Source organism: Pedobacter cryoconitis (assembly GCF_014207135.1).
GTDB lineage: Bacteria > Bacteroidota > Bacteroidia > Sphingobacteriales > Sphingobacteriaceae > Pedobacter > Pedobacter cryoconitis_D.
The window spans coordinates 231,573-247,958 of record NZ_JACHCC010000001.1; the positions used below are offsets into that span (position 1 = coordinate 231,573).

Here is a 16,386-nt window from a genome sequence, read left to right on the forward strand (position 1 = left end):
TTCCTGTACTTTATCTGATATTAAAATATATTTTTCGTTGTTTTGATTGATACTTATCTGAAAATCCAAACTCATGCGTAAATTATCAGTTCCGGTCTATTGGAAATGTCAGCTTATCGGCTGGTCTGTAGCTTCTCTATACTGGGGGTATACAGGTTATACCAGTGGTGAATTTAATTTGATGATTGGGTTGTTTCAATTCTTATCTGACATATTCCTATATATTCTGATAACACATTTATATCATTTATATGCTTTAAAACATAATTTCAGAGATTTGTCTTTCAATCACTTATTGAAAAGACTTATTCCTGCGGTTATTGTATTGGGGCTGGCTTATACGATTCTTACTTTATTAAAAACCTATATCATCCGTATCTGGTTCTGGCCGGATTCAACCGAAGATTTTGTTGTATTTGTACGAGGTATCTGGGTGGTAGTTCTTGTCGCTGGTATCAGACTAATGTCAATCTGGTTATTGGCTTATCACTTCTATTATTATGCGCAAAAAGAGATCAGGACGAGTCAGGAAAATGCGAGACTGGCCATTATGAACAGGGATGCACAATTAGATAATTTATCTGCACAGCTTAACCCTCATTTTTTATTTAACTCATTAAATAATATAAAATCATTGATATTGGAGAATCCGCATTCCGCAAGAAGGGGAATAGATCTTTTAGCTGAACTATTGAGAAGCGGACTTTACGAACAGCATTTAACATTAACTACAGTCGGAGAGGAAATAGATTTAGTAAAGGATTATCTTGAACTGGAGAAATTACGTTTTGAAGAACGGTTACAGTATAATATTTTAGTAGCTGATAAAACAGCTCCGGTGGAGATACTCCGGTTAAGTATACAGACTTTGGTTGAAAATGCAATTAAGCATGGTATTAACCAGTTAAACCAGGGTGGAATTATTGATGTGAAAGTGCTCAGGGAAGATGATTTTATCAGATTTACAGTTCAGAATCCGGGGAAGATGATTGAGGCCGGATCAGCAACAGGGGTGGGGCTCAAAAATCTGAAAGAACGCTTGAAGCTGCAATATAATGATAAAGCGAGATTTGATATTAAGGCTCAACAAGATGAAACTGTCCTGGCAACTATTTTGATTCCTCTATGATGAAAAAAATAAGAGTAATTATTATTGATGATGAACGTAGTGCCCGTGAAGAGCTTAAACGACTTATTCTTAATTTTCCAGAACTGGAGATTGTAGGAGAAGCTAAAAATGCTGACGATGCACAAATGGAAATTGAGCTGAAGCATCCGGACCTGCTATTTCTAGACATACAAATGCCAGGGAAAACAGGATTTGACCTGCTGGAATCATTAAATGATGTGCCAGCTATAATATTTACTACTGCCTTTGATCAATATGCCGTAAAAGCTTTTGAGGTGGGGGCAATGGATTATCTGATGAAACCAATCAGAGAGGAACGATTTTCATTAGCTATTGAAAAAATAAAGATGAAAATAGGTCAGGTCAATGATAGTCATCAGATCTTTGTTAAAGACAGGGATGAATACCATCTGGTCAGATGGAAACAGGTTCATCTGATAGAATCGATGGATAATTATGCCAGGATATATTTTGGTGATAAGAAAGTATTTCTGAAAAGCTCATTGAATCAACTGGAGCAAAAACTGGATGGAACTCTGTTTTTCAGAATCAACAGGGCACAGATCATCAATACACTATTTATAAATAAAATCAGCACAACGAGTTCGGGCCGTCTTGAGATCCGGCTGAGTTCAGGCGAAATACTCGAAGTTTCTGAACGGCAATCTGTAAAGCTCAAAAAAATGGGTAAGGTTTAATCCGATTTAATATTGAAAAAATTATGAACAAAAGATTTTGTATGACATTGCTATGCCTTATCTGGGCGAATTATAGTAAAGCCCAGCAATCCAGCTTCCCTAAATTAGCAGGTACAGATAGTATCAGTTTGGCTAAACAGATACCTGTTCTCGCCTCTGAAGTCTTGTTGAAATACAAAACGGGAGCGAATCAGGGAAATTATCCAGACAGTTTATTTAAACTGCAAATGCTCGCTGATCAGCCAGAGGGTGCATTAGCAGGTATAAATTCATTAAGGAAACTTTCCGGTAATTATAATCCAAAATATGCAGCATTATTAAATGTGCAATATGAATTGTTCTTACGGACCAATATGATGGTTGCTGGTTCTGGTAAAAGCTTCAATCAGGAGTTTACAAGATTATTCCGTGATTATCTAAGACAACTGGATGATTTGGACGCACTATATATAAATCCTCTTTTTGTGCCCCGGAACGGACTTGACAATTTGAAGAAAGATTTCATGTTGTTATTGGCTCAAACTAAACTGACTGACCGGATAGATATGAACGAGGCTGTGAAAATTTGTAATGCCTATCAGACTTTGTGTGTTTATCAGAAAACTGAGAAACTGGCAAAAAACATATTAAAACAGGACGATAACAGACGTTACCTGATACAAGACAGTGTATTGATCAGAACAAATGACGGGGCAACAGTTTCAGCAGTAGTTGTTCGTAGAAGGGAGATGAACTTCCCTGCTCCGGCTGCCCTGATGTTCTCTGTTTATTCAAACCTGGAGCGAAGTCTTTCTGAAGCAAAATATTCAGCGGCAAGAGGTTATGTAGGGGTGTTTGCAGACACCCGTGGTAAAAGGCTGAGCTCTGACCCGATTGAGCCCTATGAACATGAAGGTAATGATGTGAATGCAGTTATTGACTGGATTAGTAAACAATCATGGAGCAATGGCAAAGTTGGAATGTATGGTGGGAGTTATTCTGGTTTTGCACAATGGGCAGCAACTAAACATATTCATCCGGCATTAAAAACTATAGTACCCTATGTAGCAGCAATTCCTGGTCAGGGTTTACCAATGGAAAACAATGTATTTCTGAATGCAAATTATCAATGGAGTTTTTATGTGACTAATAATAAGTATGTAGATGATGCAGTCAATAACGATAGACAACGCTGGGCTGCTATGCGTAACAACTGGTATAAGAGCGGTGAATCTTATCGTAAAATTGATAGTATCGATGGTACACCTAATCGTTTATTACAGAAATGGCTGATGCATCCCTCTTATGATAGCTACTGGCAGGATATGGTTCCTTATCAAAAGGATTTTTCCAGAATTAATATACCGGTATTAAGTATTACGGGTTATTATGACGACGGGCAGATCTCTGCTTTGGATTATTTAAATGAACATTATAAATATAATCCAAAAGCTAAACACTATCTGATCATAGGACCTTATGATCATTTTGGTGCTCAGATGGGTGGTGTTCCGTTTTTGAGGGGATACCAGGTCGATCCCACAGCATTGATTAATACCAAGGAGATTACTTTTGAATGGCTGGATTATGTACTCAAAGGTGGACGGAAACCAGGGATTTTAAAAGATAAAATCAACTTTGAAGTGATGGGTTCGAACAGGTGGGGACATGCCGCTTCAATAGAAAAGATGAGTAATAAAAAATTACAGTTTTATCTTAGTGAGATACATTCGGGAAATGATTTTCAGCTGTCTCTGAAAAGACCCTTTAAACCTGCAGACATTAAACAGGAGGTTGATTTGGCAGACCGTGAAAGTTTCAATAATGACTATTATCCTGATCCGATTATGAAGAAGGAACTGGACCGTAGCAATGGTCTTTTCTTTATCAGTGAACCATTCCGTAAAGAAGTCATCGTCAATGGAAGTTTTTCCGGGATATTAAAGGCAATAATTAATAAAAAGGATATGGATATTGGAGTTGTGCTTTATGAGGTGAAGCCAAATGGTGAGTTTTTTCAATTATCCTATTTTCTGGGAAGAGCAAGTTACGCTAAAAACAGAAGTGTGAGAAAACTTCTTCATCCGGGTAAACTGGAATCCATTCCATTTTCAAAAACAAGATTGGTAAGCAGACAGCTGAAAAAGGGAAGCAGGTTACTGGTCGTATTGAACATTGATAAAAATCCATTTGCCCAGATTAATTATGGAACAGGGAAGGATGTGAGTGATGAAACCATTAGAGACGCAAAGGTTCCTTTGAAAATCAGGTGGTCTAATGATAGTTTTATAGAAGTGCCATTATTGGAGTAATCCTATTTTTAGTCATTTAATTAAATAAGGGGAAATTAAAGTAGATGTTATTGGAAATAAGAGTGATAGTAGGGATACATTATATTTGAATGAGACTTTTGTAACTATTTTGTTATTAAGTATTTGAATGAAGGATCGTACGATATTAATTTTAGTGGTTACATCGTTTTTGCAGAATATATTATGTTGTTTGTAAGTTATTGATTTATAGTATTTTATAAGTTTTTTTTACGGATTTTTCTAAAGATGAATGAAGTGAATGTCTTTGTTATGGTTAGGTTTGTGTTAATTTACAGTTAATAATAGTCGTGATTTATTTCACAAACCTTGTTAAACCTTAGGTAAAAGAAGGTGTCTCAAAAACAACTAGACCTTATAATAACCCTATGATTAGATATTTGTTGTACATCGACCCTGGAACTGGCAGCTTGTTATATCAGGCAATTTTATCTGCTGTCCTTACATTATCAGTTTTTGGAAGTAAATTGAAAATGTTGTTTGTTCATATTTTCAGAAGTATTAAAGCCAAGAAGGGTAATAAAGAAGAATGAGTTTACAACAGGCAATTTCCTATAAAGATCCTGCTGGGTTTGTTGTGAAATTAGAAGATGGCTATTACAGGTTCATTTCTCCCAGTTATGCTGCCGAATTTGATTATTTGATGAAATCAGGACTTTATCAAACATTGATTGATGAGGGACTGATGATACCACATAACGAAGTTGCAGTAAATACTGAGTTCCCTGATTGCTACAAAAAGATTTTTCCTCAGCAACTAGCTTTTATATCTTATCCTTATGAGTGGTCATATTCCCAGTGGAAACAAATGTTACTGGCTTATGTCAGGATCAATAAGATTTCATTAAAATATGGGATGATATTAAAAGATGCTTCTCCTTATAATTTTACTTTTTATAATGATCAATGTATTTTGATTGACACATTATCATTTGCTTTTTACAAGGATGGTGATCCATGGGTAGCATACAGGCAGTTCTGTGAGGAGAGTTTATCCCCATTTCTACTAATGCACTATAAAGACCCAATCTGGGCAAAATTATATAGAGCAAGTATAAATGGTATACCTCTTCAATTTGTCAGTAAACATTTACCTTTTAAAACCAGGTTCAATGCATTCTGTTTAATGCATATTCATCTCCATTCCCGTTTCCAGAATGGGAAGGGGGGAAAGTCTTCTTCTAATACCGGATTGAACAAAGCGAAATTAGAGGTTCTTTTTACATCGATCGGAAAGAATATATCCACAAAAAAACAACCTCTTTTTAAAAATAGTATTTGGGAAGACTATTATGAAAATAATATTGAAAGTGAACTGTATTTAGAGGATAAGATAAATGTAGTTACGAAATGGCTTAGCGAAGCCGGTCCGGATGTAACGATTGACTTAGGGGCAAATACAGGAAAGTTTTCTAGTCTGGCATCATCTTTATCAGGGATGGTTTATGCTGTAGAAAGTGATATGTTCTGTGTTGATGATATCCATACAGGTAATAGTCAGGTGAAGGGGAATAATATAACTACAATTGTGGCTGATCTGGCGGATCCTTCTCCTGGTTTAGGATGGGATAATAAGGAAAAGTCCCCTCTCTTGCAGAGATTGAAAGGTGATATGGTTATGGCCCTGGCGATTATTCACCATTTATGTCTGAGCAGAAACCTTCCAATACCTTTTATAGCCCAGGTTTTTGCTGCTATGACATCACGTTATGCCATTGTTGAATTTGTACCAAAAGAAGATCCGAAGTCGGTTATATTACTTCAACATAAAGGGGATATTTTTGAAAACTATACAGAAGAAAATTTTATCAGTTCATTTGAAGAACACTTCAGGTTGGTAGCGTCACATACTTTTGAAAAATCATTAAGAAAATTATTTCTATGGGAAAGGTTATAATGGAATGGTTTAAAAGGCCGATTTACATATATAGTTTTGGACTGTTTTTTCTGATCTATAAAAGTGCTCAATACATTTATTCATTTCAACCGCTTGTGTTTTTTTGTTTTTTTTTAGGCTATTGTTTTATTAATTACACTATAGTCTTTGTACAAAAACGCTTAGATCTCTACAAATATGGTATAGGCTGGCTTATTCTGGGCTGGATATTAGTTTTATTTACTGATCAATTTCTTGCCCCAATTATTCACATATGTAAATTAAGATATATATTGTTAATGTTAATAATCATATGTATTGTGATGTGTTTAGTTAGGAGACTCATGAGCGATAATAAGATATATACACTGAATAAAGGGATTAATGTTTTTATTTTTATTTTTATGGGGATGACCATAATATCAGGAGTTCAGACTTATCGTTATGAAGATAAACGTAGTAAATCTGTAAACAGTAAAACATTACCATTTTTTAATTATAGAAACAATATTGTTTGGATATTACTAGATGAATATGCCAGTCCTGCCAGTTTACAAAGTCAGTTTAACTTTCACACTTCTTTGGTAGATTCTTTAAATTCAAAAGGTTTTTTTGTTTATAATGCTCTTAAATCCAGAAGTGATCTAACTATTTATTCGATCAATTCTCTTTTTAATCAGGATGATAGGGGTCCGGTTTCAAATTCTATGTATGCCGCTGATAATTTATATAATAGCAGTTGGATTAAACAGCTCAAAAAAAATGGGTATGAATTTGTAAGTTTAGACTTTTTTAATGTTGGAGGGGTGCCTAAATTATCCTATTTGAGAACATATCCGGATGTATATATTGATCAGGTTCTCTGTGGCTCTGTTATCCCTGTTGTTCTAGATGAAATTTGTGAAAAAGGATTGCCATATGATGAATATAATCAAAAGGCAATTAAGAAATTTAAAGTGGAAATTCATAAGAAAAGAGCTAAACCTACATTTATATGGGTTCATTTATTAATTCCCCATAATCCGTTTTATAGAGATGCTAAAGGAAAATTAAATAAAAATGTAATTAATATAGGGAAAGCTTCTCGTCAAGAGATAGTTAAACAATATACAGATTATCTGTCTTATGGTAATACAGTAACTCTTAAAATGCTAGAGGAAATTCCTGATTGGAAAGACAAAACTATTATTATCTCAGGTGACCATGGTGCAAGAATGCTTCTTCCTGACAATGATCCAAGGAGAAAAGAAACGTTTGGTGCCATCTATTATCCTGGTATGGATAGAAAAGAACTCGATACTATTAAATATATGCAACAGATCCCTTTTCACCTACATTAAGATAGTTGTTGCTTTATCGGGTATTTGTTATATAGTATTTATACCCTTTCATGTATGTTCGAATGCTGTGTTTTTTTTTGGACAAAATCTACTATGGAGGATGAAAAATATATTTAATCAGTTGACTTTATTGTCTTGTCCATGTTGAAGTGATGAAGATAGCACATGGCTAAATGATATTCTACTTAGGTAACAGTTATGTTTTGGAAATCTGTAAGTGGGCTGACATAAAGAAGGAATGGGAAACCGATATTTGCAGTTCGTATAAAATAAATTATCAGATGAAATTATTACTTACTTGTTTGACTGCCGTCTTTTTATCCTTATCTGTGGCTGCTCAAGACCCTGGTTCTGCAATGCCGAATGCCATTTTTTACAACAGAGACAATTCTCCTTTTTCTACTTATAATATTCCTAAGGGAAAGAAATCGCTGATCATATTTTTTGATGCGACTTGTGAACACTGCCAGAAAGTTGTTGCACAAATAAGTAAAAGAACTAAAGAACTGAAGAATGTAAATATTTACATGATTTCTCAGGATGAGTACAGGTCAATAGATTATTTTATGACCAATTTTGGGAAACCCCTGTTGCAACAGAAAAATGTTAAGGTAGTTCAGGATCGTGATCATGTTTTTATTATGGCCTTTCATCCAAAACAATATCCCGCAATTTATTTATATGGTCAGGATAAAAACCTGGTGTTCACCTCAAGTAATCAAAATGATGTGCCGAAATTTTTTAAACTGATTAATCCTTAAGTCTTTTTATTGCTATTTGACAATAGGTAATCTCAACCCAAGTTTATATGTTTACCGTATGGAAGTTAAATTAGATAAAACTACATTACCACAGCATCAGCAACAAGTCGTATTTCAAACGGTTGTTGATGAAGAATATGGAACCTGGCAGGAAGGTATTTACAATTCAAGAGATGAATATATCCGTATTGCAAAAGGTGATATTTACGATATGTGGGGAGATGTCGTGAGATGGGAACCGGCTGTTTAATGGTTTCGGTCCGAAAGTTTGTTCATTTTTACCAATTGTACATTAACCTGAGTTAAATTTAATATTGTACTGGAAATCCTTAACTTCTAATGAAGTTATAAGGCCTTGGTCATCATAGTCCGGACAATACCCTTTGTCGAAAAAGAAGGCTCCTCATTCGCCTCCCTTCTGAAAATATTTGCACCTTTTTAAAGAAGCAGTTTTATCATCAAACTGCTTCTACCTTTATGCTGAGTTTTACAAAGGATATGTAGTGGCATGCAAGCCCCAAATACCATATTCTATGTCCGGCTGATTATCTCCACTGGATCTGTTCAAAGATTCAATTAAACTCTGGGAGTACCCTGACAGGTAAATGATTCTGATGTTGTTCAGACTTTTTCCAGTAGCGTTCGAAGAATCTTCGAATCAAGTTCGAACAATCTCCGAACAATCTCCGAACGAAGTCCGAACAAAACAGTATCCAGACCCATTCGACAGGCCTTCATTTCAGTACCTGATAAAAAAGAGATTTTATAAATATTATGGTATCTGTTTTTGGAGTTAAAGTGTTGTTGGATAGTTGTTTGTTTCGTTTTGTGATTGTGGTTTCTAGGCTTCGGCCATACGCTACAGCTATAAAAAGACAGGTTATTTATGCGTTCGTATGGCTATTTCAGCCGATTTCATTTTATTATGGTTTCTCTTTTTTTTTAGTTTTTATTTCTTTCGTGTTATTTTTTTGTGAAATAATTACGCCTGTTTTATTCTTTTTGTTCATTCCTATTGCCGGGATAGAAAGCTCTGGATAGAGTTGTAATTTTGTTTTTAAGGAAGAATTAAAGTCTGTATTGATTGATATTTTTCGATTTAGCTAAAATAATAGCATAGTACTCATTTTTTTGAGTTTTGATAAAAAGTTTTTTTTGACGTGCTGTTCTATTTTGTAATTGATGATTTTGACAGAGTAATATCTATAAAGTTTAATATTTTATCTACCTAATAATATGGAAAATCTTAAGATAATTGGAATCACCCCATTCGAGAAACCAGATGCTGCACTTGCAATTGCCTTAAATCATGCAGGTTTTTTTTCTGTATTAAATGCCGGATATCTAGAGCCTGAGGCTCTGAGCGCTATTAATAAATTAGTACAAAGTGATGTCGCAGATTTTGGAATTTGTTTTCCTACTGATAATTTTACAGCAATTGCTCTTCCTGAACAGGTGAGTTTAGTGATCATACCATATGGTATGAAATTTAAATGTAAACCAAAGGTTAAAATGATTTATCAGGTCTATGACCTGCAATCTGCAAAGAAGGCAAAGGCTGAAGGAGCTGATGGTATCATTGTTAAAGGGAATGAAGGAGCCGGTAAGGTGGCACAAGAATCTTCTTTTGTTTTATTTCAACGAATTATACAGGAAGTTAAAGATATCCCGGTCTGGGTACAGGGTGGAATTGGTATACATACAGCAGCAGCAGTATTAGCGCAGGGAGCAGCTGGAATAATATTGGATAGTCAACTGGCTTTATTCCCAGAATGTAGTGCGCCTAAGTCAATTAAAGAGATGTGCTCCAGATTGAGTGGAACGGAGACAAAGCTGATTGACAACTGCCGGATTTTATCAAGACCAAATTCGCCGGTAATTGCACATGCTATTACTTATTCAACACTTACCTCGTATTTCACTGATTTTGATCTGGAAACGAGTTATTTGCCTTTAGGTCAGGATATCACTTTATCCTCAGACCTTTATAACAGATATAAGAAGTTAGATAAATTAGTATTTGGGCTTGAAGAAGCTATCTACGGGCACCTTAATCAGGCAAAGTCTTTAAATGTGATCAGCCCGAAAAATCCTTTGGCTAAAGAGCTGAACCTGGTTTACCCTATTGCACAGGGCCCGATGACCAGGGTAAGTGATGTTGCCCGGTTCGCTGATGCAGTATCCGGAGCAGGTGGCTTATCTTTTATTGCATTATCTTTATTAAAAGGAGATACAGCAAAAGAACTGATCAAAGAAACAAAACGACTGGCAGGAACCAAAACCTGGGGGGTAGGAATTCTTGGTTTTGCTCCGCAGGAGCTGCGGGATGAGCAGATGCAGTATATTCTGGAGGAAAAACCTCCGGTAGTGCTGATTGCAGGTGGTCGCCCTTCACAGGCTAAACCTCTGGAAAAGGTTGGGATAAAAACATTCCTTCATGTACCTTCTGCGTCTCTTTTAGATATGTTCCTGAAAGAAGGAGCGAAAAGATTTGTATTTGAAGGGAGGGAATGTGGAGGACACGTTGGTCCGTTATCCAGTTTGGTCCTTTGGGAGAAACAGATTGAACGTTTATTAAAAGAAGATAATCCGGAGCAGATCAGTGTGTTTTTTGCAGGAGGTATCCACGATGCCTTTTCATCTGCTTTTATTGCAGTGATGGCAGCACCATTGGCTGCAAAGGGAATGAAAGTAGGTGTATTGATGGGAACTGCCTATTTATACACAACCGAAGCGGTAACTACAGGAGCTATTCAGGATAAGTTCCAGGAACAGGCTCTGAAGGCTAGTGACACGATCTTACTGGAAACGGCTCCGGGACATGAAACCAGATGCCTTAAATCTCAGTTTTCTGACTTCTTTACAGAAGAGAAAGAAAAACTTCAGCAGTCAGGAATTGATAAAAAAGAAATATGGGCAAAACTGGAAACACTTAATGTCGGTCGTTTACGTATTGCTGCAAAAGGTATAGAACGCAGAGGAGATAAGCTGGTCACCATAAACGAAGAGGAACAGCTCACGCTGGGCATGTATATGATTGGCCAGGTGGCTGCTATGCGTCATCAGGTAGTCTCAGTACTCGAGTTGCACCAGGATGTCGCAGAAGGTAACTTCCGGTATATCCGGGATGCAGTACTTTCGACGCCACCACAGAAAGTGGGAAAACCACTTGATGTTGCTATTGTGGGGATGGCATGTATTTTTCCGGGGGCTAAGAATATTGAAGAATACTGGCGTAATATTATTCTGGGAAAAGATTCTGTTACAGAAGTTCCGGACGAACGCTGGAATAAAGAGTTATATTATGACCCGGCTTCTACAGCAGGGGATATGTCCCATTCTAAATGGGGTGGATTTATTCCAAGAATAGATTTTGATCCGCTTGAGTTTGGTATACCTCCTCAGTCATTGGCAGCTATAGAACCTACGCAGTTATTGACGCTGATGGTAGCTAAACAGGCAATGGAAAATGCGGGTTATCAGGATGGCGGTTTTGATCAGGAAAATGTATCTGTAATTATCGGTGCCGAAGGTGGTAATGACCTGGCAAATAGTTATGGATTCAGATGTTTTTATAAACAGGTATTTGGAGAAATGCCCGAGGAGATAGATCAGGCTTTGCCAAAAATGACTGAAGACTCTTTCCCAGGTATCCTTGCCAACGTAATTTCAGGAAGAGTAGCTAACAGACTGAATCTGGGTGGGCGAAACTTTACTGTAGATGCGGCCTGTGCTTCGTCACTGGCAGCTGTTGATCTGGCTTGTCAGGAATTATTCCTGGGAAAATCAGATATGGTGCTTGCTGGTGGTGCTGATTTGCATAACGGAATCAATGACTATCTGATGTTTTCAAGTACTCATGCCTTGTCACGTAAAGGCAGATGTGCAACTTTTGATGGTGATGCAGATGGGATTGCCCTGGGTGAAGGCATAGCTATGATTGTCCTAAAAAGATATGATGATGCTCTTAGAGACGGAGACCGGATTTATTCAGTCATTAAAGGCGTTGGTGGTTCTAGTGATGGTAAAAGTTTAGGTTTGACTGCACCACGTAAAAATGGACAGGTTCAGGCACTGGAACGCGCTTATGATCAGGCGGGTATCACACCATCTGTAGTTGGACTTGTTGAAGCACACGGAACAGGAACAGTGGTTGGTGATAAAACAGAACTGAGTGCTTTAACAGACAAGTTTATACAAGCTGGTGCTATCGCCGGACAAGCTCATCTGGGTTCAGTAAAAACACAGATAGGACATACAAAATGTGCTGCAGGTTTAGCAGGCTTGATTAAGGCTTCACTGGCTGTTTATCATGGTGTCAAACCACCAACTATACATTTGAAAAATCCAAATAGTTATTATAATTCGGCAACAAGTCCTTTCGCATTTCATACTGAAGCAGGATTATGGATGGACGAAAAACGTTATGCCGGTGTCAGTGCATTTGGTTTTGGCGGAACTAACTTTCATGCTGTAATTGAAAGTGATCATACAGCAAACCCTTCTTTTTCGGCTTTGAGATCATGGCCTTCAGAACTCTTTGTATTCAGAGGGGATAATTATGAAGAAGCTAAATCTAAATTAACAGCAGTAAAAACATTATTAGATAGTAATGCACAGATAGATTTAAAAGATATAGCCTATAGTCTGGCCATGGTCAACGATAAGCCAATACAGTTATGTATCGTTGCCGACAGGCCTGAAGACTTGATTATGAAGGTTGAACTTACACTTTCCGGTATAGAAAGTAAAGATACCTATGCACTTAAGAAAAGAGAGGGTAAAGTAGCCTTTATGTTTCCCGGACAAGGTAGTCAGCGCATTAATATGGCAAGAGATCTTTTTGTCATCTTCCCTGAAATGCGTGATTTATTAAAGGATTTACCACATTACGAAAAGGTGTTATTCCCAAATGCAGTTTTTAATGCTGCATCACTAAACAAGCAAAAAGAGAATATTAAAGATACCCGTATGGCCCAGCCTTTACTGGGAATTGTGGACCTGGCAATAGCTAATTTTTTGAGAACATTAGGGATTGTTCCAGATATGGTAGCCGGGCATAGTTATGGAGAGTTACCAGCGCTGTGTTTTGCCGGTGCATTTGCAGAAGATCAGCTTGTTGCTCTGAGTGCGGCAAGAGCAATTGCTATTCTGGAAGCTGTTGAAGATGGGGATACTGGTGCTATGGTAGCTGTAAATGCAAAACAGGAAGATTTACTTAAAGTTATAGCAGATTTAAATGATGTCTATATCGTAAATTATAATTCACCTATGCAAAGTGTGCTGGCAGGTTCAACTCCTGCCATTCAACACTTGACTGAAGTACTCAGGGAAGCCAGGATCTCTTTCAGACAACTGGAGGTTGCCTGCGCATTTCATAGTCCACTTGTTGCTAAGTCCAAAGGGCTTTATCAACAAGTGCTGGAGAATGTTACGTTTAATGATCTGGAATTGCCGGTATGGTCAAATACCACTGCACAGGAGTACCCGGTCGGGGCCAGAGAAATTAAAGAAAGACTGACAGACCATTTAATCAAGCCAGTTAAGTTCGTGGATCAGGTGCAACAGATGTATGCAGATGGGGCCAGAATATTTATTGAAGTAGGACCAGGTAAAGTTTTATCCGGTTTGACGAAAGCCTGTCTAGGTAAGGATGAATTGATATTACATGCAGAAGATAATGGTCAGAACAAGCTTACTCATCTTTTGTGTATGCTGGCTACCTATGTGTCTACCGGAAACACGATCCATATAGAAAAATTATTTGAAGGCCGTGGTGCAAGGTTATTAAATCTTGATGAACCCTCCTTGTATAAAAAAAGCCCCGCAGTCTGGTTTGTGAATGGCCAGCATGCAATTCCTTCAAATGGGAAACTACCTTCAAACGGGGCATTACCTATTATAGAACCTATACAAATGAAAAATAAAGAATTACGCTCAGAATCAGTGCAGCCCGTACAATCTGCAAATGAGCAGATGATGCAGGAATATTTGAATAGTATGAAGTTGTTAATACAGGCACAACGCGATGTGATGCTGACCTTTTTAGGACAAAACATTCCTTTTAATAATCAGATCACTAATCCATTGCCGGTACCACAACCAGTTTTAGCACAACCATCAGTTCAGGCTGATCATTTTATACCGGCTGTCCAGCAGGTTATTTCAGAACCGGCTGCGGTTAAAGCGATACCTGTGCAAAAAGATGTTAAACTGACTTTATTACAGATTGTAAGTGATAAAACCGGATACCCGCAAGATATGCTGGGTATGGAGATGGATCTGGAAGCTGATCTGAGTATAGATTCTATTAAACGCCTTGAAATTATAGGTGCACTGCGCACAGAATTAGGTGGTTTTAGCAGCGATAAAAGTGAGGATACGGTGATGGAACAACTGGCAGGTATCAAGACATTAAATGGTCTGGTGAACTGGATCAGTGAAAATGCAATACCGGAAAGTAATAATGTATCTGCCACCATTAATATAGAGGTTACAGTAAAAAATAACCAGCCTAAGTTTTCTTCAGAAGAGCTGAAGGCAGCAATTCTTTCTGTAGTTAGTGAAAAAACGGGTTATCCAGAAGAAATGCTGGGTATGGATCTTGACCTGGAAGCAGATCTGAGTATTGATTCTATCAAAAGGATGGAGATCATCGGGGAACTGAAACTAAAAATTGGCTTTAGTCAGGCACAGGATCAGCAAGACGATCTGATGGAAAAGCTGGCTGCAATTAAGACATTGAATGGCCTGGTGAACTGGATTGCTGATATCGAGTCAGAAACTGATGAGGTATTGACTGAAGCTAAAAAAATAATAGAAGAAAGTGTTACAGATAACACTGTACTGGAAAAGCTGTCAAGACTCCGGTTTGAACTCACTCCTGCTGCATTGTCAGATATTGAGGCTGCAATTCTTAAAGGACAACGTTTTGCAGTTACTGATGATGGTAATGGGCAGGCGCAGAAGATTAAGAGCCTGTTTAAAAAACACGGTGCTGCGGTAAATATAGTCTCGGCTGGTGATGATTTGCAGAATTATGAGGGCCTTATCATATTGAACATGTTCGCCAGTGAGAAAAAACCTGGTATTATAGATCATTTTGAGATGATTAAACAGCTGGATTTTGAAAAGATCAAATGGGTATATCTGATTTCAGATACCAAATGTTACTTGAATGAGGATGCTGATATTGAGCTTTTAAGACATTATCAAGGATATTCAGGCTTTTTCAAAAGCCTGGACAGGGAGTACGATAATACAAAATGTAGGATTGTGAGCCTGGAGACTAAAATGTCGGCCGAAGCTATCGCTGACATCACTCTAAATGAAATATTAAATCCTGATAAACCTTCTGAAATCATTTATCACGGTAATCAGAGACAGATTATGGAGCTGATCCCAGCTGAACTGATTACTGGATTGGAAGATTCTCATATTCAGCTGGATAAAGATGCAGTTGTACTGGTGTTGGGAGGAGCACAGGGAATTACTGCTGAACTGATGATTCATTTTGCGAAAGATTATCCTTGTACCTATATTCTTGTTGGCCGGTCGGCTGATCCAAAATCTGAGATCCATGGAACTGCCTCATCTTTAAAAACGAAAGATGAGATCAGAAGCTATCTGATTAAACAGGGAGGATTTAAAAAACCTGCAGAATTAGAAAAAGAAACAGCCCGGATTTACAAGAATAATCAGATTCTGAATAGTATCGCCATGCTTGAAAATGGTGGTTCCAAAGTAGTTTATGAATCTCTGGACTTAAGAGATGAAGAAGGTTTGAGTCAGTTTGTTGATCGTGTATATAAGGATTACGGACGTATTGACGGAGTGGTGCATGGAGCTGGTTTATTAGAAGATAAATTATTCCATAGTAAGACTTCAGCATCTTTTGAAAGGGTATTTGATACTAAAGTTACTCCATTAAGAGTACTTGCTGAAAAGCTGAAACCAGAGACCCAGTTTGTGATTCTTTTTTCAAGTATTGCCTCAGTTTATGGCAATCGTGGACAAACAGATTATGCAGCAGCAAATAGTGTAATGGACAGGTATGCATGGGCTTTGAAAGAGAAAATCAATGGAAAGGTAATGTCGATCAACTGGGGGCCATGGAAGGGCGCTGGTATGGTTTCTCCCACACTTGAAAAAGAGTACGAAAGAAGAGGAATTGCATTGATCCCTTTGCAGGACGGTATGGAGACTTTCTTAAACGAACTTAAATATGGTAAAGAGAGCCAGGTACTGATTATGGCTGGGAATAACTGGTAGGC

General features: G+C 37.5%; 8 protein-coding genes. All 8 read left to right on the plus strand.

What is annotated here, in order from left to right; genetic code table 11:
* The first annotated feature begins 73 nt into the window (after positions 1 to 73).
* Positions 74 to 1,129 carry a sensor histidine kinase gene (locus tag HDF25_RS00880; RefSeq protein ID WP_184621817.1) on the plus strand — a complete coding sequence of 352 codons (1,056 nt, stop codon included), beginning with the start codon at positions 74 to 76 and terminating at the stop codon, positions 1,127 to 1,129.
* Positions 1,126 to 1,827 (plus strand): LytR/AlgR family response regulator transcription factor, encoded by a 702-nt coding sequence (locus HDF25_RS00885; protein ID WP_221450826.1) that lies wholly within the window; start codon positions 1,126 to 1,128, stop codon positions 1,825 to 1,827. The genes HDF25_RS00880 and HDF25_RS00885 overlap by 4 nt, the downstream gene beginning before the upstream one ends.
* Positions 1,828 to 1,850: 23 nt before the next feature.
* Positions 1,851 to 4,118, plus strand: a complete 2,268-nt coding sequence (locus HDF25_RS00890) for a CocE/NonD family hydrolase (protein WP_221450827.1) — start codon at positions 1,851 to 1,853, stop codon at positions 4,116 to 4,118.
* Positions 4,119 to 4,665: 547 nt separating this feature from the next.
* Positions 4,666 to 6,033 carry an SAM-dependent methyltransferase gene (locus tag HDF25_RS00895; protein WP_184621819.1) on the plus strand — a complete coding sequence of 456 codons (1,368 nt, stop codon included), beginning with the start codon at positions 4,666 to 4,668 and terminating at the stop codon, positions 6,031 to 6,033.
* 323 nt (positions 6,034 to 6,356) lie between these two features.
* Positions 6,357 to 7,352: a sulfatase-like hydrolase/transferase gene (locus HDF25_RS00900; protein WP_184621821.1), complete on the plus strand. Its 996-nt coding sequence runs from the start codon at positions 6,357 to 6,359 to the stop codon at positions 7,350 to 7,352.
* A gap of 281 nt (positions 7,353 to 7,633) precedes the next feature.
* Complete coding sequence (locus HDF25_RS00905) at positions 7,634 to 8,113, plus strand: peroxiredoxin family protein (RefSeq protein WP_184621823.1); 480 nt, start codon at positions 7,634 to 7,636, stop codon at positions 8,111 to 8,113.
* 58 nt (positions 8,114 to 8,171) lie between these two features.
* Positions 8,172 to 8,363, plus strand: a complete 192-nt coding sequence (locus tag HDF25_RS00910) for a hypothetical protein (RefSeq protein WP_184621825.1) — start codon at positions 8,172 to 8,174, stop codon at positions 8,361 to 8,363.
* Between the two features lie 986 nt (positions 8,364 to 9,349).
* A complete protein-coding gene (locus HDF25_RS00915) occupies positions 9,350 to 16,384 on the plus strand; it encodes a type I polyketide synthase (RefSeq protein ID WP_184621827.1) in 7,035 nt (2,344 codons plus the stop codon).
* Positions 16,385 to 16,386: the final 2 nt, after the last annotated feature.